Below are 23,901 nucleotides of genomic sequence, written 5' to 3'. Positions count from 1 at the left end.
TTAAGCAAAGCTAACGATCACACCACAAACGGCGGTCATTTTTGCTAAGATTTTTGTTGGAATAAAACGTGATAAGTAAAAGCCGATAGACATAATAATAATGGCAGAGCAAGACATGCCGAGGGCAAATGCGCTTAAACTCAAGCTACTAAATTCAGTGCCATGTGCCCAGCCGTGGAATAAGATAAAGGAAATAGATACGACGTTAAGCAATGTTTTTTTGAAGTCACTTGCTGTTCGCGCTTGTCCCCATAAGGCAAATGCAGCAACAAACAAAGAGCCAGCAATAAGGCTTTCAACGCTGGCGCCTGTAAAATGAGCGCCTAACGCTAAACCTGAGAGCATAAGGGCAACTGTTGTCGCCATCATTATCAACGATTTTTTAGTGTTTTTTAAATGTTGCGCCATAACACCGATAGCCAGTAGCAAAGTTAAGTGATCTAAACCTGTAAAAGGGTGAATAACGCCATCTAGCCATGAATTATGAAGATGAATAGCGCCCACATGAGCGGATGCAAGGGGTGATAATAAAAGTGCACTCATTGTGATCATGCCGAGGGTTGTTTTTTTCATTTGAGATCCTTAGAAAGTACGAGTCAATGTTAGATAGGTTATTACGATAGCGGGATCGAAAACGATTTAAACACTGTCAAAAGTTAACTACACAATTAGCATGATTCATGCCAGATATAAAATAAGATAAAGCTCGCTGTATCACGTTGTTTTATAAGGGTTATGTTGCCAGCTTTCAAAGTGATCATGTAAGGTGTCGACATTTATGATCGTATGTCGACACCTTTGGCGGCGCCTCTGTATGATTGAATTTAAAGCGTATTTTATAAGCTTAAAAATTTAGCGATTTACCGTAGTTGTTTTGATTAGTGTCAACTTCGAGTCGGAAATTAAGTGTTTTAATGCAGCTATAAATTACTACTGTACACATCAGGATCCGTATGCACGAAATGTCTATTAGCCTAGATACCGTTAATTTGGTGGTCGAATCGGCTAAAAATCAAGGTTTTAAAAAAGTAACTGCCGTGTGGTTAGAAATAGGGGCTCTGTCGTGTATTGAAGCAGGGACCATTGAGTTTTGTTATGAAATAGCAGCAAGAGATACCATTGCTGAACATTCAATATTACATATAGAGTCTGTCGCGGGCCAAGCATATTGCTTTGTTTGCGCAACAGACGTCATTTTAAACCAGCGTGGTAATGCTTGCCCAAATTGCGATGGTTTTCAATTACAAGTGATTCAGGGTGAGGAATTACGTGTTAAAGAAATAGAGGTAGAATAAAATATGTGTGGAGTCTGTGGATGTGGGGACACTAAAATCGAAGGGCATGATCATCATTCTCATGTGCGACATGATGAAGATAGACATGAGCATGAGGGATCTTATCAAGAATTAAATGAATATAGATCGCAACATAAACGGGCAGATGAGGTGCACCATCATTATCCTGCAGCGACACAGGTTATCATTCATCATCACCATTATTACGTAGGTGCAACAGAGCATCAGGCTCATGGGCACTCTCACGCAGATCAACATTCTCATGCAGAGGCCCATTATAAGCACCACCATGCTCATCCTCATCATACGCACGAAGAAAGCACTCTCGACAAGAGCGATAACTTTAAAGCCACGCGCAATGAAAAAAATGATTTACATTATGGCGGTGGTGAAGCAGGTGTACATGTTCCAGGTATTAGCCAACGTCGTTTACTTAAAATTGAAACCGATATTTTAGATAAAAATAATCAATTAGCCAAACATAATCGAGCGCATTTTAAGCAAGAGAAGCAACTTGTATTAAATCTTGTATCAAGTCCTGGCTCGGGTAAAACGACGTTATTAACGGAAACGTTGCATATTATTCAAGCGGATCGTGCTTGTGCGGTAATTGAAGGTGATCAACAAACCTCTAATGATGCTGATCGCGTACGTGCGACGGGAGTACCTGCCGTGCAAGTGAATACGGGTAAGGGATGTCATTTAGATGCGAAGATGGTGCATGATGCTTATCATCAATTACAACTTAGTAAGGGAGGTTTGCTTTTTATCGAAAATGTGGGGAATTTAGTGTGCCCCGCGAGCTTTGATCTCGGTGAAAAATATAAAGTCGCCATTTTATCGGTGACAGAAGGGGAGGATAAGCCTCTTAAATATCCCAATATGTTTGCAGCCTCTCAATTGATGATCATTAATAAAATTGACCTTCTACCTTATGTCACGTTTGATGTTGATATTTGTATTGCTAACGCTAAAAAAGTGAATCCTTATATTAAGGTGATCACTTTATCTGCGACGACAGGTGAGGGTATGCAAGAGTGGCTAGATTGGCTAAAAGAAAATTAAAAACGTTGTGTCACTCAATATAATCATGAAACCGTCACTTCTGAAGTGGCGGTTTTTTTATGTCTAAGTGTCACCTTCGTCACACTGCGTACTGTCTCGTCACATATGTCGAAAAAGGTATTTCGAACATCCTGTTTAGTTAATGATTTTGTTTTTTTTGTTATTAAAAACAATGGCTTAATGTCTTTATTGGGGCATTTTAAAAGTTGGTTTGATTTTTGCTTATAAGGTGTGAATTTCCTAATTTTACTCATTAACTAAGGTTAATTATGAATCGCTTTGTAATTGCTGATCCGAAGTTATGTATTGGTTGTGATACCTGCATGGCTGCGTGTTCAACCACTCATAAAACTATCGGATTGCAAGCCCACCCAAGGTTAACCGTAACACGAAATAAAGATGCGACAGCACCTGTGTTATGTCGCCACTGTGAAGACGCTCCTTGCGCGACGGTATGCCCCGTAAATGCTATCACCCATGTAAATGGTAGTATTCATATTAATGAAAGTCTCTGTATTGGCTGCACATTATGCTCGATTGCTTGCCCTTTTGGCGCAATTACGTTTAGTGGTAGTCGAGGTGTCGGACTTGCGCATGCCTATGATACGTATATCCCTTCAAATGTAAGAACAAGTAATCCGACGACCTCATCACCCAGCTGTTTTGGTAATGATATTTTAGCATGGGAACCTGGGGTGAAAAATATTGCGGTTAAATGTGATCTTTGTGCACACCTTGAAGGTGGACCTGCTTGTATTGAAGCGTGCCCAACCAAAGCATTATTCCTCGTAGATCCCGAGAATACCTTAGCGATGCAAAAGCAAAAGCGAGATGATGCAGCTAATGCGGGCTCTTTGCTTACCCACATGATTTTGGAGGAGAGATAATATGGTTTCTTTTAATCTATTATTTGCATCCATCGCACTGTATGTCGTTGCCGGCGTTATATCACTTCTTCTCTCATCGAAGGAATCGATTGGTATTGCTCTTTCTGGCGTTGTTTCGACCCTTGGTGGTGTATTGGGAGTATGTGCTTCATTACCTGTATTATTTGGCAGTGATGCGATTAGTTATCAAATCTCATCCCCTTTTTACTTTGCAGATTGCATGTTACGCCTCGATCCACTGTCATCATTAATGGTATTTATTATTTCATTAGTGGTGATTGCTTGTAGCATTTACTCCCTTTCTTATATGCAAGAATATAAAGGAAAAGGTGCATGGGCAATGGGCTTCTTCATGAATGTTTTTATTGCATCCATGGTTGCACTCGTTGTTTCAGAGAATGCCTTTTATTTTATTGTCTTTTTTGAAATGATGTCGCTCGCGTCTTACTTTTTGGTTATATCGGAACAAAAAGAAACGTCGATCAATGCGGGCTTACAGTATTTTTTGATTGCGCACGCAGGGTCGGTGCTGATCATGATCGCTTTCTTCATTTTGTACCGCGCGACAGGGAGTTTAAATTTTCAAGATTTCCGCACGGCGAATTTGTCATCCGGCATGGCTTCGATAGTATTTTTACTGGCTTTCTTTGGCTTTGGCGCTAAAGCGGGGATAATTTCTCTGCACAGTTGGTTACCTCTTGCGCATCCCGCGGCTCCCTCTAATGCCTCGGCATTAATGTCGGGTGTGATGGTTAAAATTGGTATTTTCGGGATCATTAAAGTCAGTATCGATTTTCTCGGTGCAGATACGCCATGGTGGGGGTATCTAGTATTAGCCTTCGGCGCGGTATCTTCCGTTTTAGGTGTACTTTACGCCCTGGCTGAACATGATATTAAGCGTTTATTGGCTTATCACACGGTTGAAAATGTCGGCATTATATTAATGGGTGTCGGTGTCGGTATGGTGGGCATTGCAACACATCATCCCGTACTTGCGACAATTGGTTTATTAGGTGGGTTGTACCACATGTTAAATCACGCTGTATTCAAAGGCTTATTATTTCTGGGTGCCGGCTCGATAGTCTTTCGTCTGCATACTAAAGACATGGATAAAATGGGAGGGCTTGGTAAGTTAATGCCTTACACCGCGATAGCCTTTTTAATTGGTACGATGGCGATTTCAGCGCTACCGCCATTAAATGGTTTTATTAGTGAATGGTTTATCTACCAATCACTACTGACCATGGGCCGTCAAGGTGATTTAATGATGTCGATTGGCAGTATTATTGCGGTGGTGATGTTAGCTTTAACTGGGGCTCTCGCCTGCATGTGTTTTGTTAAAGTGTACGGCGTATGTTTTGCCGGCGCGCCAAAAAGCAAAGCGAGTACTAACGCAACAGAAGTGCCTATTGCAATGCTAATAGGCACAAGTTTACTTGCACTTATGTGTATTGTACTTGGTATTGGATCGCCTTGGATAGCACCTGTTATCAAAGGCGTCGCTGCAAGCCTAGTAAAAGGCGGTGTAGAGGTGACGGTATCACAGGGCGTTGCGCTCGTGCCGGGTATTGCACACCAAGCTATTTTGTCAGCCCCTATTATTGCAATTTCATTATTACTATTGCTACTTATCCCTTATGCACTCATTACATGTTTTAAAGGTCAGAAACTCAAACGTCGACATAGTAATGATCCATGGGCATGTGGCTATGGCTATGAGCAGCGTATGAGCGTAGATGCGGGTAGCTTTACATGTACGCTTCGCGCTATGTATGCCCCGCTTTATACATTACGAGAAAAATTAGATCCAGCAGGTCTCTTTACTTGTATCTTACTCAAAACGACCGCCTTTGCAGTCGCGATCGAAGCTTGTTTTGAGGATCATCTTGTTAGCCCAATGACACGTATGCTGCGACGCATGAAAGGGGGTAGTGTCCTATTTTATGGCCTCTATCTGCTTATTGCGTTGGTTGTATTAATGTTAATTCCATTTTATTTAGGAGTGAAATAATGCAAGGACTTGAGATCCCAAGCTTAGGGATGATAACTCTCGCTATTATTCAAGCTTTAATAATGGTCGCTCTCGCTCCGTTATTTACTGGTTTATCCCGTGTGATCCGTGCCAAAATGCACTCACGACAAGGTCCCGGTATACTTCAAGATTATCGTGACTTATATAAATTACTGCGTCGCCAAGATGTCGCGCCTTCACCTTCAGGCATTATTTTTGCTATCACACCTTGGGTGTTAATTATTACCATGGCACTCGTTGCAATGGCAATGCCCGCTGTGACCAATCACTCACCGTTTCCTATCGCAGGAGATGTGATCACCGATATTTATTTATTTGCTATTTTCCGCTTCTTTTTTGCATTGGCAGGTTTAGATTCCGGGAGTATTTTTGCCGGTTTAGGCTCAAGTCGAGAGTTAACCTTGGGCGTACTTGTTGAGCCTATCTTAATTTTATCTATTTTCACCGTGGCACTTATCACGGGCTCTTCCGATTTAGGTAACATGAGCAATACATTGGCAACACTCCCTTGGAGTATGCCGGTTGCAACTGTGGTCTCAGGTGCCGCTTGTGCATTTGTTATTTTTATCGAAATGGGTAAATTGCCCTTTGATGTTGCAGAAGCAGAGCAAGAGCTACAAGAAGGTCCTATGACGGAATATTCAGGCTCTAGTTTAGCGTTGATGAAAATTGGTTTTGGCTTAAAACAAATGGTTGTAGTGATGTTATTTCTTGCTATTTTCGTTCCCTTTGGCAAAGCCGACACGCTTACTGTGTCTGCTTTACTCATCGCGACGTTATGGCTTTTAGTTAAGTTATTTGTGTGTTTCAGCATTGCAAGTGTGTTGGAAAACAGCATGGCACGTGTTCGTTACGTACAAACGCACGAATTGACTTGGATAGGGTTTGGGATCGCGGTGCTTGGATTCTTGTTCTACTTGACAGGTATATAGAGGCTGATGAATATTATGGAAAACCTAGCTTTAATGAAAAATGTGGCCCTTCTGACCATATTATTGCCTTTTTTGGGGGCAATTATCACTATGTTGGTTGCCGCTCCGCTGGCAAAATGGGTATCTCAGATTTTTGCGGGTATCGCTGCATTTGGGGTACTTGTCTTAGCTTTTCTTTACCGCTCGAGCGGGCAAAGTACACTGCATTACACCTTATTTCACATAGATAATACTGAAATTTTGGGCTTCACTTTTGATGCCGTCAGTACTCTGACCGTAATAGCGGTCGTCATACTTGGATTTTTAGTGAATATTTATTCACTTGGCTATATGACCGAAAGTAATCGAGAACATCCGCATGAGGCTAAACCGCGTTATTACGCATTTTTGCTTATCATTATCGGTGCAATGGCAGGTTTAGTACTGTCATCAACGTTCGTCGGCCAATTATTATTTTTTGAAATCACCAGTGTCTGCTCTTGGGCGTTAATTGGCTATTATCAAAAAGCAACGTCACTTAAATCTGCGTTAAAAGCATTATTAGTGACACATTTTGCGTCGATAGGTTTGTTTGTCGCAACCGTTATCGTGTTTAAAGAAACGGGGACCTTCTCGATCACTGCACTGGCGCAGCTGAGCGATCAAACCAAAATCATTGTATTTTTAGGTATCATGCTCGCCGCTTGGGGTAAATCTGCACAATTACCCTTGCAGTTTTGGTTACCTGAAACGATGGATTCTCCGACCCCGGTGAGTGCTTATTTAGATGCTGCATCAATGGTAAAAATAGGCGTGTATATTTTTGCGCGTGCTATTTTGTCGGCAGGTGAAATCCCACACATTATCGGTGTAATTGGCGTGATTGGGGCGATTTTAACAATGCTATACGGCTTTATTTTGTATTTACCACAAAAAGATATGAAACGCTTGCTCGCATACTCAACGATCACGCAACTTGCGTATATTTTCCTTGCATTGTCACTGTCAATATTTGGATCACATCTCGCACTAGAAAGTGCTGTCGCCTATATCTTTAATCATGCCTTTGCTAAGACCCTGTTCTTCTTGGTCGCTGGTTCATTGGGTTACACCTGTGGTACTCGCATGCTGCCTTCTCTGAAGGGTATTATTAAAACTTCACCTCTTTTAGCCGTTGGATTTGGCGTCGCGGCGCTAGCGATAAGTGGCGTTCCCCCCTTTAATGGATTTTTCAGTAAATTCCCGTTATTTGAAGCGGGATTTCAGTTATCTCAACAACACCCTTGGTTAATACCCGTCATGCTTATTGCATTGCTGGAATCAGTGGCAAGTTTTGGTTGGCTCCTTTACTGGTTCGGAAAAACGGTACTCGGAAATCCTTCTGAAGCGGTCCAAAAAGCATCCCCATTACCGATATCAATGAAAATTGTGATTGTGATTTTGATTATTATGTCGGTGTTTTCAAGCTTTATAGCATCAACGTGGCTCAGTTAAAGTAAGTGGTTGTTATGCGTTATGCATAACAATCAATAACTTATATGCAACCGAACCTGTTAATTTAAAAAATTAAGAATAGAGATAGAACTGATTATGTTAGAAGAAAATACTCCAAACAACGGTAAAATAGGCAGTAGCTATATTGCTGGAATACATCACTTTTTTCCAAATGCGATTTTAGAAGAAGAGTGGCGTACACATAACCAAATATTGATCACGGTAAAAGATACGGCATTAATCGAGGTCATGAAATGGTTGTACTTTGAAAAAGATGGTTGGCTAAGTGTTTCGTTTGGTAACGATGAACGCACCTTAAGTGGCTATTTCGCGGTTTATCATACTTTGTCGATGGAAGGTGATGAAAAATGTTGGATCATGGTGAAAATTCATGTTGATGCTGAAACAAAAGAGTTTCCTTCAATTACGCCAGTGATACCTGCTGCAGTGTGGGGCGAACGAGAAATTCGTGACATGTTTGGTTTAAGACCGATTGGTCTTCCTGATCAGCGACGTCTTGTTCTACCTGATGATTGGCCTGAAGATTTACATCCACTGTGTAAAGATGCAATGGATTATCGCCAGCGCCCAATGCCAACGACAGAATCTGAAACATACGCATTTGATAATGAGCTTGGTGATAAAAGTAATCGTATTATTCCGCTCGGACCTTTGCATATTACATCCGATGAACCTGGGCATTTCCGTTTATTCGTTGATGGTGAAGATATTATCGATGCCGATTATCGTATGTTTTATGTGCATCGTGGTATGGAAAAATTGGCAGAGACGCGTATGGGTTATAACGAAGTCGCCTTTTTAACGGATCGCGTGTGTGGCATTTGCGGGTTTACTCACAGTGTTGGTTACACCAATTCGGTTGAAAATGCATTGGGCATTGAAGTGCCACCCCGTGCGAAGATGATCCGTACTGTATTACTCGAAGTCGAGCGTTTGCACAGTAATATGCTCAACGTCGGCTTATCAAGTCACTTTGTCGGTTTTGATACGGGCTTTATGCAATTTTTCCGCGTACGTGAAAAAACCATGTTGCTTGCTGAATTATTAACCGGCGCGCGTAAAACGTATGGCTTAAACCTGATTGGCGGAGTACGTCGCGATATTCAAAAAGAACACCGTCTTAAAGGTATTAAATTAATTCGTGAAATTCGTAAAGAGTTCACAGATCTTGTGGAAATGCTATTAAGCACGCCAAATATTGATCAACGTTTGAAAGGAATTGGGCGTCTTGAGCCTGAAATCGCACGTAACTTTAGTGTTGTTGGTCCGATGGTGCGTGGTAGTGGTTTTGCTCGTGATGTACGTCGTACACATGGTGATAGTGTCGAAGCTTATGCTGATATGCCGATGGAAATTCAAACGTTAAATACCTGTGACGTTGAAGCGCGTCTTTTAGTGCGTATAAAAGAGCTATTAGATAGTTTCAATATGATCGAGTATGGCTTAGGAAATCTACCCGAAGGTCCTTTATTGACAGAAGGTTTTACCTATAAGCCGTTCCAATTTGCATTGGGCTTTACAGAAGCGCCTCGTGGTGAAAATGTACACTGGAGTATGACCGGTGATAACCAAAAATTATTCCGCTGGCGTTGTCGTGCTGCGACCTATGCAAACTGGCCGACACTGCGTTATATGCTACGTGGTAATACGGTATCGGATGCACCTTTAATCATTGGTAGTTTGGATCCCTGTTATTCATGTACAGACAGGGTAACGATTATTGATAAGAAAAAAGGAACAAGCAAAACAATACCGTATAAAGAAATCGAACGTTACAGTATTGAACGTAAAAACTCGCCATTGAAGTAGGCTGTCACTAAGAATTAAGGCAAATCCATGTTTAAGTTATTTAAAACCATAGCAAAAGCAGGTACTCATAGCACCATCCAGTATCCTTTTGCACCGCTTGAAGTGTGCGACGATTTTCGTGGCAAGCCAGAGCATGATCCTGAGCAATGCATTGCGTGTGCTGCATGTACTCAAGCGTGCCCTGCGAATGCATTAATTATGGAAACCGATACGGAAAATAATTTGCGCCGTTGGGAAATTTCATTTGCGCGCTGTATTTACTGTGGTCGCTGTGAAGAGGTGTGCCCAACAAATGCCATCACTTTATCGCAAGAGTTTGAATTGGCCGTTACAAACAAAGCCGATTTGTATGAAGAAGCTAACTTTACGCTAGCTCATTGCGCTGAATGTGGTGAGGCATATGCTCCCACTAAAGCGGTATCTTACGTCCATGACTTACTCTTACAGTCCGGTCTAGATAGCGATGATCCACGCTTAAGTAAACTATTAAACACCTGCCCAAGCTGTTGTCGTAGCGCGAATATGCTCGATAGCAAGAATCTTTCTCATGGGCAATATTTTCATGATGCATTAGCTAAGGATAGTTTAGAAAACGCAGTATCTGCGCATAAAACATCTCAAGATGAATGCAGTAATCAAGGCGAGTAGGGTAAAAACATGAAAGGAATTAAGTCATTAGTTGGCAATGATCATACAGAAACGATCCCTGTTGTAGAAGATGCTAACGTACGAAAATTAAAAAAGACGTTACTCAAAGAGATCAAACGCTCCGCCTATGTTTACCGTGTTGACTGTGGTGGTTGTAATGGCTGTGAAATCGAAATTTTTGCAGCAACAACACCTGTTTTTGATACAGAGCGTTTTGGTATTAAAATTGTCGCATCACCGCGTCATGCAGATATTTTATTATTTACAGGCGCAGTGACGCGTGCCATGCGTATGCCCGCTTTACGTGCATATGAAGCGGCGCCCGATCCAAAAATTGTTATCTCTTATGGCGCCTGTGGCTGTGATGGTGGTATTTTTCACGACCTTTATTGCGTTTGGGGGGGCACTGATAAAATAGTGCCTGTTGATGTTTATATTCCAGGTTGTCCACCTACGCCAGCTGCCACCATTTACGGATTTGCAATGGCATTAGGTTTGCTAGATCAAAAATTAAAGTCGCGTAGTCACAGTGAATCTGAAAATGAAAAAGCAACGCTGCAACATTTAGGTATTCCTCTGGCGTTGAAAACAATTATTGAACGCGAAGCGCGCCTTCTTTCTGGATACCGTCAAGGGGGAATTTTAGCCGATGAGTTTATGACCTTGCTCGCTAAGAGCACCGCCGAGACGATTGATGCTAATTTAAAAGACTTTTTGTCAGAAAGAAACGATCCACGTATTAGTGAGATCATTAAAATATTACATCATGAAGCGCTCGCGTTTATGCGAGGTTAATATGATTAATGTAACGACAGATATAGTGCAAAAACCGGCTTTGACACCTGAAGATGAACAAGTTTCGATGCCTGATAAGCAAGTTATGAGCAGCGAAATATATAAAGAGGCAACGCAAAAACGCGATACGGGTAAAGTGCTTTTTTATGCATTAAAACGTAAATTTGTTGATGAACGATTTGATGTGCCTGAAGAAGCTAAACAAGTGTTGTATTACACGTTAGCAATTGGGCATCATCTGGGAATTGTGGATTGTTTAGAAGTAGCTTTTGAAGCGACGACGACAGAGTATAAAAAATGGGTAAATTTGCTTGATCCAAGCACGGAAGCACATCGAAAGATGATCCGTTATTTTACCTTTGGTGAGATCACCATTTATCCCGATCATATACACATGCTAGCGTGTGCTTTTTCTGCACTTGATAAAGCTAAAATGAGTACGAAAGAGCAGACGATGACGGACGCATTTATTAAAGTACTGACTGCGATTTATCATGAACAAACCATGTATATGATGATAAGAGATAGATAATATGCGAAATCAACTTGGAAAAGTGCAAGGTAAAAAAGACGCAAAGGGTACTCAATTGAGCACGCTATCTTTTGATGCGGGTTTCTCCCATGATGCGGATTTTTTAGCTCTGCAGGCACAAAATACAGTGTCGGCTAATTTATCTATTGTCGATTTATCCATGGCTGATATGGCAATGGCAGGGATCACCAGTGGGATAACCCCCTCTTGCGCGAGCGCCGCAATGCAGGATCTTGCGTTGTTTGATAAGCCTTGCGAAAAAGTAATACTAACCGTCGGTAATAGTATGATGGGTGATGATGGTGCGGGCCCTTGTTTAGCACAAAAGATGATGACGTTACCAATAGAAGGCTGGGTTGTTATTGATGGAGGCACTATCCCGGAGGATAACATTCATATTTTACGTCGTTTACAGCCAAAAATGTTGGTGCTCGTGGATGCTGCAGAGATGTCTGAAAAAGCGGGCACTGTGCGTATTATTGATCCTGATACGATTGCGGATATGTTCATCATGTCGACGCATTCTCTACCTTTAAATTTCTTACTTGATGAGCTTAAACTGTTTATTCCAAGAGTTGAATTTATTGGCGTTCAGCCGGCGATTGTTGCTTTTTCTTTTCCGATGACTGAAATGGTAAAAAGTGCGGTGGAAGAGATCTATCAAGCATTGCAAAAAGTGAACGAGGTAGATGCGTTATTACCGAGCGCTTGGTCTGAGTAGCAAGTGTTTATTTTTCAAGACAATGAACATGCTGATACGAATTGAAATGTCAGCCTTTCATTCCCTCGCTATCGCGAGAAGATCGTATATTCCTTGTCTTTTTTACTGTCGACACTAATGACGAAATCAAATTAACGACTGTCGATATTTAATATTTAATATTACCGACTTTAATGAGCAATCTAAATTTAACTTTAAATTCAGTCGGTTATATATATTTCTTGATATGGTTTCATTGGCACGGTTTATGCAAAAATGATTTGCTATTAATGATAGCAAATCAGCAGAAATATTCTGAGGTCATTCAGTCTATTTTTGTTAAATAAGAATCTCTGAGTTAAGAAAAGGTTAAATCATGAATAAATTTGTTTATGCGGATCCTAATCTGTGTATTGGCTGTACAACTTGTACTATCGCCTGTGTTATTTCACATCAACAGGGATCAGGTTATACGCTAACAGAGAAAAACTTTGTGCCACGTTTAACGGTGGTTAAAACGCTAGATGTTTCGACACCTATATTATGCCGTCAATGTGACGATGCTCCTTGTGCTAAAGCCTGTCCTAATAACGCGATTATTTCTGAAGACAATCATATTAAAGTTATTCAAGAGCTTTGTATTGGCTGTAAGAGTTGTGTGGTCGCGTGTCCTTATGGGGCAATGACGGTGGTGACAGCTACGATTTCCACAGGCGCAGAATCGTCGTTGTTCAAAGAAGAAAAACAAACATCTCTAGCGCTCAAGTGTGACTTATGTGCACATAGTGATGACGGTCCTGCTTGTATTCAAGTTTGCCCAACCAACGCGTTACGTTTAGTAACGTCTGAAGATTTAGATGAAATGAATAAGAAAAAACAATTGGCGGCAGCATGCGCAGCCGGTTAAGTGATTTCTTTTTAATACTATTAGTTCATGACGCTATGTGTCATTGAAGTAAAAATAAAGCGATAAAAGTGAGATTTTTAAATGGAAAAAACACTAACAGTATGCCCATATTGCGGGACAGGATGTAAATTAAATTTACTGACTGAAAACGGTAAAGTGGTAGGTGCTGAGGCGGCCAATGGTCGTAATAATGAAGGTGAATTGTGCCTCAAAGGATATTATGGTTGGGATTTTCTCAATGATACAAACCTTTTAGTTCCACGTCTTAAAAGCCCGATGATCCGTCGAGAAAAAAGCGGGAAATTGGAAAAAGTTTCTTGGGATGAAGCCATTGAATTTGCCAGTTCTCGTCTATTATCAATCAAAGAAAACTTTGGTCCTGATGCGATCATGACCACCGGTTGTGCACGCGGACCTGGTAACGAAGCAAACTTTGTGATGCAAAAGTTTGCGAGAGCGGTTATTGGTACCAATAACGTGGATCACTGCGCTAGGGTGTGACACGCTCCATCAGTCTCCGGTCTGGAGACAACTGTAGGTAACGGTGCAATGAGCAACGCCATTATTGAAATACAACATGCAAAATGCTTACTTATTTTTGGCTATAACGCGGGTGATTCACATCCTATTGTGGCAAAACATATTCTTAAGGCCAAAGCCAATGGTGCAAAAATCATTGTCTGTGATCCTCGTAAGATTGAAAGTGCACGCGTAGCTGATCAATGGCTACAACTGAAGAATGGATCTAACATGGCCCTTGTTAATGCATTGGCTAATACAATTTTTGCTGAAAATTTACAGGATCAAGTATATATCGATAAATATACCGATGGTTTGCAAGAATATAAAAAGATCATCAGTGAATATACACCTGAAAAAGTGGCCTCTATTACCGGTCTTGAACCTGAAGATATTCGCCGCGTTGCGCGTACATATGCAAGTGCTTCTGAATCTATGATCCTTTGGGGAATGGGAGTAACACAATACGGACAAGCGGTTGATGTGGTAAAAGGGCTTGCAAGTCTTGCACTTATCACCGGTAACTTCGGTCGTCGAGGCGTAGGTTGTGGTCCTGTTCGCGGACAAAACAATGTACAAGGTACCTGTGATATGGGTATGTTACCTAATATCTACCCGGGCTACCAAAAAGTAACGGATGAGGCTGTTCGTGAAAAATTTGAGAGTAAATGGGGCGTCCCGTTATCAGCGGAAGAAGGCGATAAAATAACCAACATGAACCATTTAGTTCATGACGGCAAAATGAAGGCTTACTATATCTTTGGTGAAGATCCCGCTCAAACCGAAGCAGATTTAGCTGCCTTTCGTGAAATGATGGGTAAACTTGATCTTGTTATTGTTCAAGATATTTTCATGACGCAAACGGCTGCTATGGCAGATGTCATTTTCCCAGCGACGAGTTGGGGCGAGCATGAGGGCGTTTATAGTTGTGCTGATCGTGGTTTCCAACGTTTTAATAAAGCGATAAATCCACCTGCTGGAACAAAAATTGACTGGGAAATTTTCTCGTTAATGGCAACGGCAATGGGTTATCCAATGTCGTATGAAAACACCAATGAAATTTGGGATGAAATTCGTAGTTTATGTCCTGATTTTGCGGGTGCAACGTATGATAAAATGGATGGCTTAAAAAATGTGCAATGGCCATGTACCGATGAAGGTGATCATGATTTGGGGACTTCATTCTTATTTGAAGGAAACAAATTTACCACTGAAAATGGACGCGGACAGTTGTTTGCTTCAGAGTGGCGTCCACCCCAAGAATTGCCTGATCGTGAGTATCCTTTAGTGCTATCAACGGTGCGCGAAGTGGGTCATTATTCTTGTCGTTCAATGACGGGAAATTGTTCTGCGTTGCAAACATTAGCGGATGAACCTGGATATGTTCAAATGCATCCAACCGATGCAAAAGCACATGGCATGAAAGATCAGCAACTGCTTTGGATCTCATCTCGACGAGGAAAAGTGATCACGCGCGTTAACTATAACGAACGTATCAATAAAGGGGCTGTTTACATGACTTATCAATGGTGGATAGGTGCTTGTAATGAACTCACTATTGAACACCTTGACCCAATCACCGGTACGCCAGAGTATAAATACTGTGCGGTGAAAGTTGAGAAAATAGAAGATCAAAGTTGGGCTGAAAATCACGTTCAAGTTGAGTATAGTGCATTACGTACCAAGCTTCGTAATGCAGCTAAAGGATAGTTTTCCGCTTAAGGAATAACGCTATTTTTATTAAAAAAGTCACTGCTTGTCATTTATGAAAGGCAGTGACTTTTTATTTACATATATAAAACCATATCAATATTATGGATTTATTGCGTAAGATCAAATCTTATAAAAAAAACCTCATTATAATGCCCATCCTAAATTGGTATTTGATAGCGAGATTTATGCATCTAAATGATGAGTTTGCCCCGAATGATAAAATAAGCCCCATTTTTGCGCACTTATGTACAGCGAATAACCTTCAAGAGTTAGTTAAAAAACTGAATACTCTTTCGGCTATTACTGAATCTTTGCAATCGGTTCACCTTCTTATTTATCATGCTGATAAAAAAAACCATATTTTATTTTACCCTGAAGAAAATAAAGTAAATTCATTACAATTAGGCCGGCTTGAAATAGATCCAAAACCTAATGGTGTTCTCCTTGTAAAAAAATATCAAACTTATGATAAAAAAACGTTTACTGACAAGTTTAACGATTATTCACATCTCAAAAACTTCTCTAATGCACACAGTATATATCACGTCCCACTGAGCGCATTTAATCGTTATATTGGTAAAATAGAAGTCGTTAATATAGCACCACTGAGTGCATCAGGAATTAGTGATTTAGAGCAAATTTCGACTGTTGTTTCTCTTGTTTTAGCGAAAATATTCGATGGTAACTTAAATCATCATTATGGATTCCAAGACGAATTACTTGGTTATGCTAAGCCCTTAAGTGTAGAGGAAAATAGGGCGGATGTAGATGCTGCTTTAGAAGGGAATTCCTTGCATAATCATGTCCTTGTAGAGGTCACTGAAGCAGTGATCGGACAAGTAAACTTCGAAGGTTTAGCGACCGTGTTGTTTTTGCACTTACAAGAACATTTTGGTATTGAATTTATCAGTATTATGTCATTTTCGTCGGATAGTGAAAGCCTAAGTTGCCATGAAGTTAACCAAGGTAAAGAGGGTAAAGCACAGTATATAGAGAGTCAAAAACCCAAAGCAAAAACGATGGAAGAACATGTTATTCAATCTAAAAAAACATTGCAATTAAGTCGCTCTGATTATCCGCTTCTTAAGCATAAATTTTTACATGTTGATGATCATTACATGTCTCATAAATTGAGCTCTGAATGTGTGTTTCCGTTATTATTTCGCCAGCAAGTATTAGGTGTTATCAAATATGGACATCGAGCGGAGAAATATTTTTCTGAAGAGCGTTTAGATTTGCTTAAGCAAATAGCTGCGCGTATTTCTGTTGCGATCAATTACTTTCAGAACAGTAGCAAATTCATGATGAAATCGACGCCAAAAGACCTAATGTCAGTAGATAAAACTGAACAAAGTAAGGCAATGTTTGGCGGTATAATTAGTCAAAGTAAAGCGATGCGGGAGGTTTTTCAACGGGTATTAATGGTTGCAGATTGTGATAGCACTGTGTTGATATTAGGTGAAACGGGTACGGGTAAAGAAATGATTGCTAACATGATCCATAATGCCAGCAATCGTAGTCATAAAAAAATGGTCAAGATGAACTGCTCTGCAGTACCCTCTGGCTTGTTCGAAAGTGATTTATTTGGACATGTAAAAGGCGCCTTTACGGGGGCGGTGAATCAACAAGTCGGGCGTTTTGAAGAAGCTCATAAAAGTAGCTTTTTTCTCGATGAAATTGGTGACATGCCCTTGCAGTTGCAACCTAAAGTGTTGCGCGCTTTACAAGAAGGCGAAATAGAGCGTGTTGGTAAGCATACTATTATACCCGTAGATGTTCGTATGATTGCTGCCACACACTGTGATTTACTGAGCATGGTTAAAGATAATTCTTTCCGTCGTGATTTATATTATCGTTTAAACGTCTTTCCTATTCGTATTCCGCCTTTACGTGAGCGCCGTGAAGATATTCCTCTGCTGGCAAAACATTTTACGCAACTTTTTTCTAAAAAAATGAATCGAGATATTCAAAGTATCTCTCCTGAAACGCTACGTATTCTTTATTCTTTACCATGGCCAGGTAATGTTCGAGAGCTAAAAAATGTGATAGAACGGGCCGTTATTATGAATAAAGGGCAAGTATTACATCTGCCGATGTCTGAGTTAAAAGAGTATTTTCCAGACATCGATCCTAGCCCGCTGTGTGTTCAAGATGGCACGAAAAAGGAAGCTGGTTGTTTTCCTGATACCGTAGATCTGTACGGGGAAAACACAATACCGAAGAATGTTAGTGCGGTTAAATCTGTTAAAAGTATGGAACGAGAGCAGATTATTAAGGTGCTTAAAGAAACCAATGGCATTGTCGCCGGACCTAAAGGCGCGGCGCATCGATTAGGTTTAAAACGCACTACGCTATTATCGCGCATGCAACGATTGGGTATCACCTCGAATGATCTTATATAATTAAACGCTGAGTTATCAGCGTTTAATACCAAAGGAATTAATATAGCTTCCATGTATTGCGCAGGAAAAATTAACACTAGCAAGGCATGAGTTGTAGGAGATAGTTGTTCTCACTTCAAAACTCACAACGCAGGTAGGGATAATTTCAACAAGCAAGACGGGTAACCTTTTTAGTTCCTTTGGTATAAGTACATGTATCAGTATATTTTAATTTAGAAAAGGCCATTGTAAATGAACGAAGTGAACTCCCCATCTGTGCTACTGCCCATTGTTGATAGCATCTCTCTTACGTCATCAACCTGCACTACTTATCCGTGTTTGCGCTTTCATGATGGTCAGGTTTTTGAGGCAGAAAATGATGAGCTTGCAGTCGAAACAGCAGTGGCAATGATCTATAACGGTATCGCGCATACCGTGCAGATGTGTAGTGCGACGGATCTTGAAGATTTAGCCATTGGCTTTTCGGTGACAGAAGGTATTATAGATAGCGTAAAGGATATTCATGATATTGAAGTTGTGATCGGATGCAATGGTATTGAAGTACATATGACATTAGCAAACAGACACTTTGAACGTTTAAAACGTGCGCGTCGCAATATGAGTGGCAGAACCGGTTGCGGTATTTGTGGCACTGAAAGTTTGCAACATGTGGTGCGTCCGGTGACGCCCGTTTCAAATATCACTTCGTTACCATATAGCGCTGTACAACGTGCCTTATCTTCCTTCAAACAGCATCAATTGCTCAATCAGATCACAGGTTCGACGCATGCTGCCGCTTATATTTCATCGACAGGTGAAATATTGGCTATTCGTGAAGATGTTGGTCGGCATAACGCGTTAGATAAGTTAATTGGACATTATTTAAGCGCCGATTATAAAAATGGGGCTATTTTAATTTCGAGTCGCGCCAGTTTTGAAATGGTTCAAAAAGTAGCATCGGCCAATGTTGGCATACTCTTAGCTATTTCAGGCGCAACGAGTATGGCTGTCGATTTATCCCGTAGCTTAAATCTTACCTTAGCCGGTTATTGCCGAATTGGGCGAATGAATTTATATACACACGCAGAGCGAATTGAGTTTATCGATTAATAGAGAAAACATTATGTTTTTAGCACCAAAAAACAACAAGTACTTGTTACGTTTCAACTTTCAGTTTCACTGTTAATGACTCCCGCAACCTTTACATCGATTTCAGTCCCTTTTCAGATAATAGACTGCCGAGCAAGTGAATTTTTTAATGGCTGGCCAGAGCAAGGGATGAGCGTCGGTGGACACTTACCTGGTGCTATCAATGTGCGTCCTCAATGGTTAGAGAGAATGTCGCTAGGCGAAAGAAAACATTTTCTTCTCAATCAAAAAAAACTAGATAAAGATAAACCCACACAAATATATTGTAATAATTCAGACGCAAAAAAACTGCAACAGCAACTATTAGAGCTTGATTTTAAAACGGTTGAGATCCGAACCCAAGCATTGGATGACGATAGTCATCAACTGATAGCATTGCCATATTTTCGGACATTAGTCAGTGCTAATTGGTTAAATAAGCTGATTTATTCGGCAGGTGTTCAACCAATTTCAGAAGCGCCAAAAGATAATTTAGTCATACTTGAAGTGGGGCGTGATGATATGACACATTTTATCGCATCGCACGTAAAAGGTGCCCGTTACGCAAATACTAATGATTTTGAAGTTGAACCACTTTGGAATATTGTGCCCTTAAAGCAGTTAAAAGAAAAAATAGAAGCATTAGGTATCACGCATAATAGTACGGTGGTGCTTTACGGCCGACTTAATTTAAGTGCAGCGCGTCTTGCGCAGATACTTATGTATGCGGGCGTGCAAGACGTACGTTTACTTGATGGTGGCTGGGATGCATGGCTCGCTCAAAAATTACCAAGCGAAGCGGGGCAAAGTCGGCATGTTAAATCGGTTGATTTTGGCGTAACCATACCTGTTTATCCGCAATACATTACTAATATCAAACAATTGAAAACGATGCTCAACGATGCAGAGAAAAATTCAGTTGTGAGTGTACGAAGTTGGCTTGAATACAAGGGTGAGATCAGTGGTTATGCTTATATTAAGCCTAAAGGGCGGATTGCGGGTGCCAAATGGGGCCAAGGTGGCCGTGATGCGAATAATTTAGATGATTTTAAAAACCCGGATGGCACAATGCGCAGTGCAGATGAAATTAAGACTAAATGGCAACAATGGAATATACGCGAAGATCAAAAAGTCAGTTTTTATTGTGGTACTGGCTGGCGTGGATCAGAAGTTTTTCTTTATGCTTATATGATGGGATGGAAAAACATCAGTTTATTTGATGGCGGTTGGTTTCAGTGGAGTATGGACAGTCAAAGACCCGTTGAGACAGGAATGCCTGTTTTATAAATGCCAATTTAAGCGCATATCTCATCACCTACAAAAAAGGGCTAAGATTTAAAAATCTTAGCCCTTTTTTCGTGAAACGTATTATTTAATAATAAGAGTTTCTTCACTGTATGCTTTTAAAATAATGCGCTCATTTTCTTGGCGCCGAACCCAGCCATCTTGTTGCATGCGATTAGCGAGTGGAATTGCGTATTTGCGACTTAAGCCACTGCGCTCTTTAATATCATTCATATTTATCCTATCGCCCTTTACATGCGTTGCAATAATGGCTTTTATTAAAGTGCGGTAGAGTAGCTGATCGTAATAAATATCGCCTTCGATGTGTACGATATATTTGAGGCGAGCAAGGTTTCGAAGTTGTGCTTTTTCAGCAGTTGTAAGATCTTCTTTACTTAATTCAAACCCTGCCTTTCCTTTATCGCGAATGATCGATAAGAAGCTCTGCGCGTCAGCACTGAGATCATCTTCAGAATCGCCATCACCTAACACCCATTTAGCGTAACTTAAATGCATCACTTTTTGTGTTTTCAAATATTGTGTGAGCACCTCAATGGCTTGTATATCGAGGTGTAAATGCTGACTTAATTCGGCACTTCCCATGGCAACATTAGCACTGAACAAATGAGTTTTAATCAGCTCTGTTTGCGTCTCTAGCCACTGCTTATCAAGAAGCCATTGCTGATGAGTTATCATGTTGCTAGTGATTGCGTTGCTAGCAATGTCTTTACGCTCAATATAACCGCGCAGTGAAAACTGTATTTGAGCGCATTGTTGCGTTTTAATCGGTAAGCTAAGGGTATTTAGAACGTGATATAACTTACGTCGTAAAAATCCGGTAACCTCTGACGTCCACACAATAAAACCGCCATGAATTAACGTACTGCCACCATGGCGAATTAATGCGATAGGTTGACCAAAATAAACAGGGGCAGGTTGGCTTAGTTTTAGGCGGACAAGGTTTGTGTCTTTAAGGTAGATAAGCTGCCCATATCCATGCCAACTGCCTAACGAAATTTCAATGTTTTTATAACTTTTTAATTTAGGTACAAATTTGATGCTATCGGAGAGCCGTACAATCAATTGGTCGGTCATTTCACAGGCACTTGCATCAGACATCAAACAATCCCCGCGTTTAATATCTTTACGTTTGACACCTTTTAAACAAATGGCCACACGGCTGATGCTTTGTACTGTGTCACATTGTTGATGATAAGATTGTAAACTGCGCACTTTAAACGCTTGTGATTGTTGATTTTTTATAGAAGAAGAGGCGATGTAGACTTTATCATTAACATTAAGAGTGCCTTGTGCCAGCGTACCGGTTACGACTGTGCCAATGCCTTTGATAGTAAAACTGCGATCAATATAAAGCCGAGCTGGAATGCTATTTTCTTTATTATCGGGGCATTGAGGCTGTATGGATTGTTCTGATGCAGAAGTCGAGACTGCTTTGATAATGAGATTTTTAAGTAAATCTATGCCCTTTTTTGTACGCGCTGAGACGCAAACAATGTCGGGTACAATATCTGTCATGTCCATAAGACGTTCTAAAACGATCTCTTCTAATACAAGGAGCTCTTTCTCTGAGACTAAATCTGATTTATTGATGCAAATAATAATATTGGTTTGACCTAATGCTTGTGCAATTTGCACATGATCAGTGGTCATTGGCATCCAACCTTCCGTCGCAGAAATAACTAAGATCACCGCGTTTAAATTGGCAATGCCAGACACCATATTACGGATATAACGTTCATGGCCCGGGACATCAACAATGCCGATATTGTTACCCTGTGGATCACAAAAATAAGCGAAACCAAGATCTTGGGTCATACCGCATTTTTGTTCGTGCTCTCTGGCCGTTAAAATGCCGGTAAGCGCGTGAATAAGCGTCGTTTTTCCATGATCAACATGGCCAATAATGCCAATAGAAGCATGATACGTCGAAAGTATTTTTTGGCTCATAGTCTTCATAATTGTTGAAAGTACAATTGCAGTTTTTGCTGCAAAATAAGGTAATCATCATCATTTACTGCTGCTAAATGGCAAAGAACCTCAGCATTTTTAATGGTGGTAATAATGGGATTTGGCGCTTGGCGCAGTGCACTGCTTATTGCTTCAGCGCAGTGCCCTTCACATTTTATCGAGACACCTGTTGATACGTATTGTGTATTGGGTAAGGTGCCACCGCCAATGACTAAGGGCAGTGATTTTAAGGTTAAGTATTGCGGAAAAAGGGCGACTAAGCGCTTAGCTTTGTCATGGATGTTTTGCTGATCGTCAATGGTTCGTTGGGCGATGCCTTTACCCGAATTAGCTTTATTGAGTTTTTTGATAAGTAATGCTTCGAGTAAGGAATAGATAATACGACTTGGTCGAAATGTGCGCATCATTGGATTTTTTTCAAGTAAAGCTATCAAAGCATGACGACCACAAATAATACCAGACTGTGGTCCACCCAATATCTTATCGCCAGAAAAACACACTAAATCAGCGCCCCATTTTATGTACTGTGCAATGCATATCTCACTTTGTGAAAGCGTCTCATTGCTAAGGCCTGAGCCTTGATCAACCGCTAAAATAATATGTGCTGGCAGGCGTTTGGCGACATCGGCAATATCTGGTTTTTCAGTAAACCCTTGAATTGTAAAGTTAGATTGATGCACCATCAGTATTAATGCGGTTTCGGGCGTGATGGCGTTAATATAATCATCTGCAGTGGTAATATTGGTACTACCCACTTCAACCATTTTTGCGCCCGTTAAAGCGAGAATATCGGGAATACGAAATCCTCCTCCAATTTGAATTTGCTCACCGCGGGAAACAATCACCTCTTTACCCTTTGCAAGCTCGGCTAAAATCAGATAAACCGAAGAGGCATTATTATTAACGATCACAGCATCTTCGGCGCCGGTTAGTGCTTGTAATAATTCACCCATGATACCTTTACGTCCGCCTCGTTTTCCGGATGAAATTTGTAGCTCTAAGTTGTTATAACCGATATTAATACCACGAACACTGTCCCAAATCTCAGCATTAATAGGAGATCTTCCTAAATTAGTGTGGATCACCGTACCCGTTGCATTTATCACGCGTTGCAGTTTCTTATACTGAGTTTGAGAGCAACGAGACACAATACGCTCTATGACGTTGATAGCATCACAACCTTGCTGTTTAAATTCATCCGATTGGCGGATAGAATCTAACTCTTTTTGTATTAAACGAGTGACAATAGGGCGACTTAAACTATTGATATAAAATTGAAGTTCATGTAGTTGTAAAACTTTTTCAATTTGAGGTAATCGATAATTAATAGTAGAGGAGAGAGAGGTCATAAGATTTACCTATATGCGATTATTCGTTTAGAGCGCCAGCCTAATCATAATGCTATCACGCAGAGAAAGTCTCAATGTGGCGGTTAATAGTTGGGATATAGGCAATAATACCAAAGGAACTAAAAAGGTTACCCGTCTTGCTTGTTGAAATTATCCCTAGCTGCGTTGTGAGTTTTGAAGTGAGAACAACTATCTCCTGCAACTCACGCCTTGCTAGTGTTAATTTTTTCTGCGCAATACATGAAAACTTAATTAATTTCTTTGCTATAAATATCTCATTACGATCATTTTCAGATCGATTTGAGTGAGTTTAGCTATTTGGCGGAAGAGGCAAGAATCGAACTTGCCAAAGCCTATTCGGCTTACATCGGTTTTGAAGACCGAGAAGGCCACCAGACCTCATCAACTTCCATCTTTTTAACGTCTGCTTCTCAAAAAAACA

At 40.7% G+C, this 23,901-nt stretch carries 19 protein-coding genes and 1 tRNA gene; 16 read left to right on the top strand and 4 right to left on the bottom strand.

Annotated elements, in window-relative coordinates:
* Nucleotides 1-573, bottom strand: coding sequence for a HupE/UreJ family protein (locus tag PCNPT3_RS12805; RefSeq protein ID WP_015466273.1), 573 nt, complete (start codon nucleotides 571-573; stop codon nucleotides 1-3).
* A gap of 380 nt (nucleotides 574-953) precedes the next feature.
* On the opposite strand from PCNPT3_RS12805, the gene hypA reads away from it, so the two are divergent.
* The 16 genes from hypA (at nucleotide 954) to PCNPT3_RS12720 (ending at nucleotide 20,124) form a co-directional block, all read left to right on the top strand.
* Nucleotides 954-1,295, top strand: coding sequence for a hydrogenase maturation nickel metallochaperone HypA (hypA, locus tag PCNPT3_RS12800; protein ID WP_015466272.1), 342 nt, complete (start codon nucleotides 954-956; stop codon nucleotides 1,293-1,295).
* Between the two features lie 3 nt (nucleotides 1,296-1,298).
* Entirely contained in the window at nucleotides 1,299-2,360 is a 1,062-nt protein-coding gene (gene hypB / locus PCNPT3_RS12795; RefSeq protein WP_015466271.1) for a hydrogenase nickel incorporation protein HypB, read from the top strand.
* Nucleotides 2,361-2,629: 269 nt separating this feature from the next.
* The gene (locus PCNPT3_RS14470) at nucleotides 2,630-3,247 is read left to right on the top strand and encodes a 4Fe-4S dicluster domain-containing protein (RefSeq protein ID WP_015466270.1); all 618 of its coding nucleotides are present in this window, start codon (nucleotides 2,630-2,632) and stop codon (nucleotides 3,245-3,247) included.
* A 1-nt stretch (nucleotide 3,248) separates the two neighbouring features.
* Nucleotides 3,249-5,258 carry a hydrogenase 4 subunit B gene (gene hyfB, locus PCNPT3_RS12785; RefSeq protein WP_015466269.1) on the top strand — a complete coding sequence of 670 codons (2,010 nt, stop codon included), beginning with the start codon at nucleotides 3,249-3,251 and terminating at the stop codon, nucleotides 5,256-5,258.
* Entirely contained in the window at nucleotides 5,258-6,211 is a 954-nt protein-coding gene (locus PCNPT3_RS12780) for a respiratory chain complex I subunit 1 family protein (RefSeq protein ID WP_015466268.1), read from the top strand. Before hyfB ends, PCNPT3_RS12780 begins: the two co-directional genes overlap by 1 nt.
* 6 nt (nucleotides 6,212-6,217) lie before the next feature.
* On the top strand, nucleotides 6,218-7,684 hold the full coding sequence (locus PCNPT3_RS12775; RefSeq protein ID WP_269571686.1) for a hydrogenase 4 subunit D: 1,467 nt from the start codon (nucleotides 6,218-6,220) through the stop codon (nucleotides 7,682-7,684).
* A gap of 96 nt (nucleotides 7,685-7,780) precedes the next feature.
* Nucleotides 7,781-9,514 (top strand): hydrogenase large subunit, encoded by a 1,734-nt coding sequence (locus PCNPT3_RS12770; protein ID WP_015466266.1) that lies wholly within the window; start codon nucleotides 7,781-7,783, stop codon nucleotides 9,512-9,514.
* Nucleotides 9,515-9,541: 27 nt separating this feature from the next.
* The gene (locus tag PCNPT3_RS12765; protein ID WP_015466265.1) at nucleotides 9,542-10,162 is read left to right on the top strand and encodes a formate hydrogenlyase complex iron-sulfur subunit; all 621 of its coding nucleotides are present in this window, start codon (nucleotides 9,542-9,544) and stop codon (nucleotides 10,160-10,162) included.
* 9 nt (nucleotides 10,163-10,171) lie between these two features.
* A complete protein-coding gene (locus PCNPT3_RS12760; RefSeq protein ID WP_015466264.1) occupies nucleotides 10,172-10,957 on the top strand; it encodes an NADH-quinone oxidoreductase subunit B family protein in 786 nt (261 codons plus the stop codon).
* 1 nt (nucleotide 10,958) lies between these two features.
* Nucleotides 10,959-11,489 (top strand): formate hydrogenlyase maturation HycH family protein, encoded by a 531-nt coding sequence (locus tag PCNPT3_RS12755; protein WP_015466263.1) that lies wholly within the window; start codon nucleotides 10,959-10,961, stop codon nucleotides 11,487-11,489.
* Nucleotide 11,490: 1 nt separating this feature from the next.
* On the top strand, nucleotides 11,491-12,210 hold the full coding sequence (gene hycI, locus PCNPT3_RS12750; RefSeq protein ID WP_015466262.1) for a hydrogenase maturation peptidase HycI: 720 nt from the start codon (nucleotides 11,491-11,493) through the stop codon (nucleotides 12,208-12,210).
* Between the two features lie 355 nt (nucleotides 12,211-12,565).
* Nucleotides 12,566-13,096, top strand: coding sequence for a 4Fe-4S dicluster domain-containing protein (locus PCNPT3_RS12745; RefSeq protein WP_015466261.1), 531 nt, complete (start codon nucleotides 12,566-12,568; stop codon nucleotides 13,094-13,096).
* Between the two features lie 81 nt (nucleotides 13,097-13,177).
* The gene (gene fdhF, locus PCNPT3_RS12735) at nucleotides 13,178-15,325 is read left to right on the top strand and encodes a formate dehydrogenase subunit alpha (protein ID WP_083900345.1); all 2,148 of its coding nucleotides are present in this window, start codon (nucleotides 13,178-13,180) and stop codon (nucleotides 15,323-15,325) included.
* A 188-nt stretch (nucleotides 15,326-15,513) separates the two neighbouring features.
* Nucleotides 15,514-17,730 (top strand): sigma 54-interacting transcriptional regulator, encoded by a 2,217-nt coding sequence (locus tag PCNPT3_RS12730; RefSeq protein WP_015466258.1) that lies wholly within the window; start codon nucleotides 15,514-15,516, stop codon nucleotides 17,728-17,730.
* A gap of 231 nt (nucleotides 17,731-17,961) precedes the next feature.
* A complete protein-coding gene (gene fdhD, locus PCNPT3_RS12725; RefSeq protein WP_015466257.1) occupies nucleotides 17,962-18,819 on the top strand; it encodes a formate dehydrogenase accessory sulfurtransferase FdhD in 858 nt (285 codons plus the stop codon).
* 75 nt (nucleotides 18,820-18,894) lie between these two features.
* Nucleotides 18,895-20,124 carry a sulfurtransferase gene (locus tag PCNPT3_RS12720; RefSeq protein WP_051043815.1) on the top strand — a complete coding sequence of 410 codons (1,230 nt, stop codon included), beginning with the start codon at nucleotides 18,895-18,897 and terminating at the stop codon, nucleotides 20,122-20,124.
* Nucleotides 20,125-20,205: 81 nt separating this feature from the next.
* Here PCNPT3_RS12720 and selB read toward each other — a convergent pair whose 3' ends face one another.
* The 3 genes from selB to PCNPT3_RS14205 all read right to left on the bottom strand — a co-directional run bounded on the left by selB (nucleotide 20,206) and on the right by PCNPT3_RS14205 (nucleotide 23,870).
* Nucleotides 20,206-22,089, bottom strand: a complete 1,884-nt coding sequence (gene selB, locus PCNPT3_RS12715) for a selenocysteine-specific translation elongation factor (RefSeq protein WP_015466255.1) — start codon at nucleotides 22,087-22,089, stop codon at nucleotides 20,206-20,208.
* Nucleotides 22,090-22,094: 5 nt separating this feature from the next.
* Entirely contained in the window at nucleotides 22,095-23,459 is a 1,365-nt protein-coding gene (selA, locus tag PCNPT3_RS12710; protein WP_015466254.1) for an L-seryl-tRNA(Sec) selenium transferase, read from the bottom strand.
* Nucleotides 23,460-23,778: 319 nt separating this feature from the next.
* A tRNA-Sec gene (locus PCNPT3_RS14205) sits at nucleotides 23,779-23,870 on the bottom strand.
* Nucleotides 23,871-23,901: the final 31 nt, after the last annotated feature.

Source organism: Psychromonas sp. CNPT3, assembly GCF_000153405.2.
GTDB lineage: Bacteria > Pseudomonadota > Gammaproteobacteria > Enterobacterales > Psychromonadaceae > Psychromonas.
Note: the sequence above shows the minus strand (reverse complement) of the source record. Positions and strands in the feature narration are given on the sequence as shown.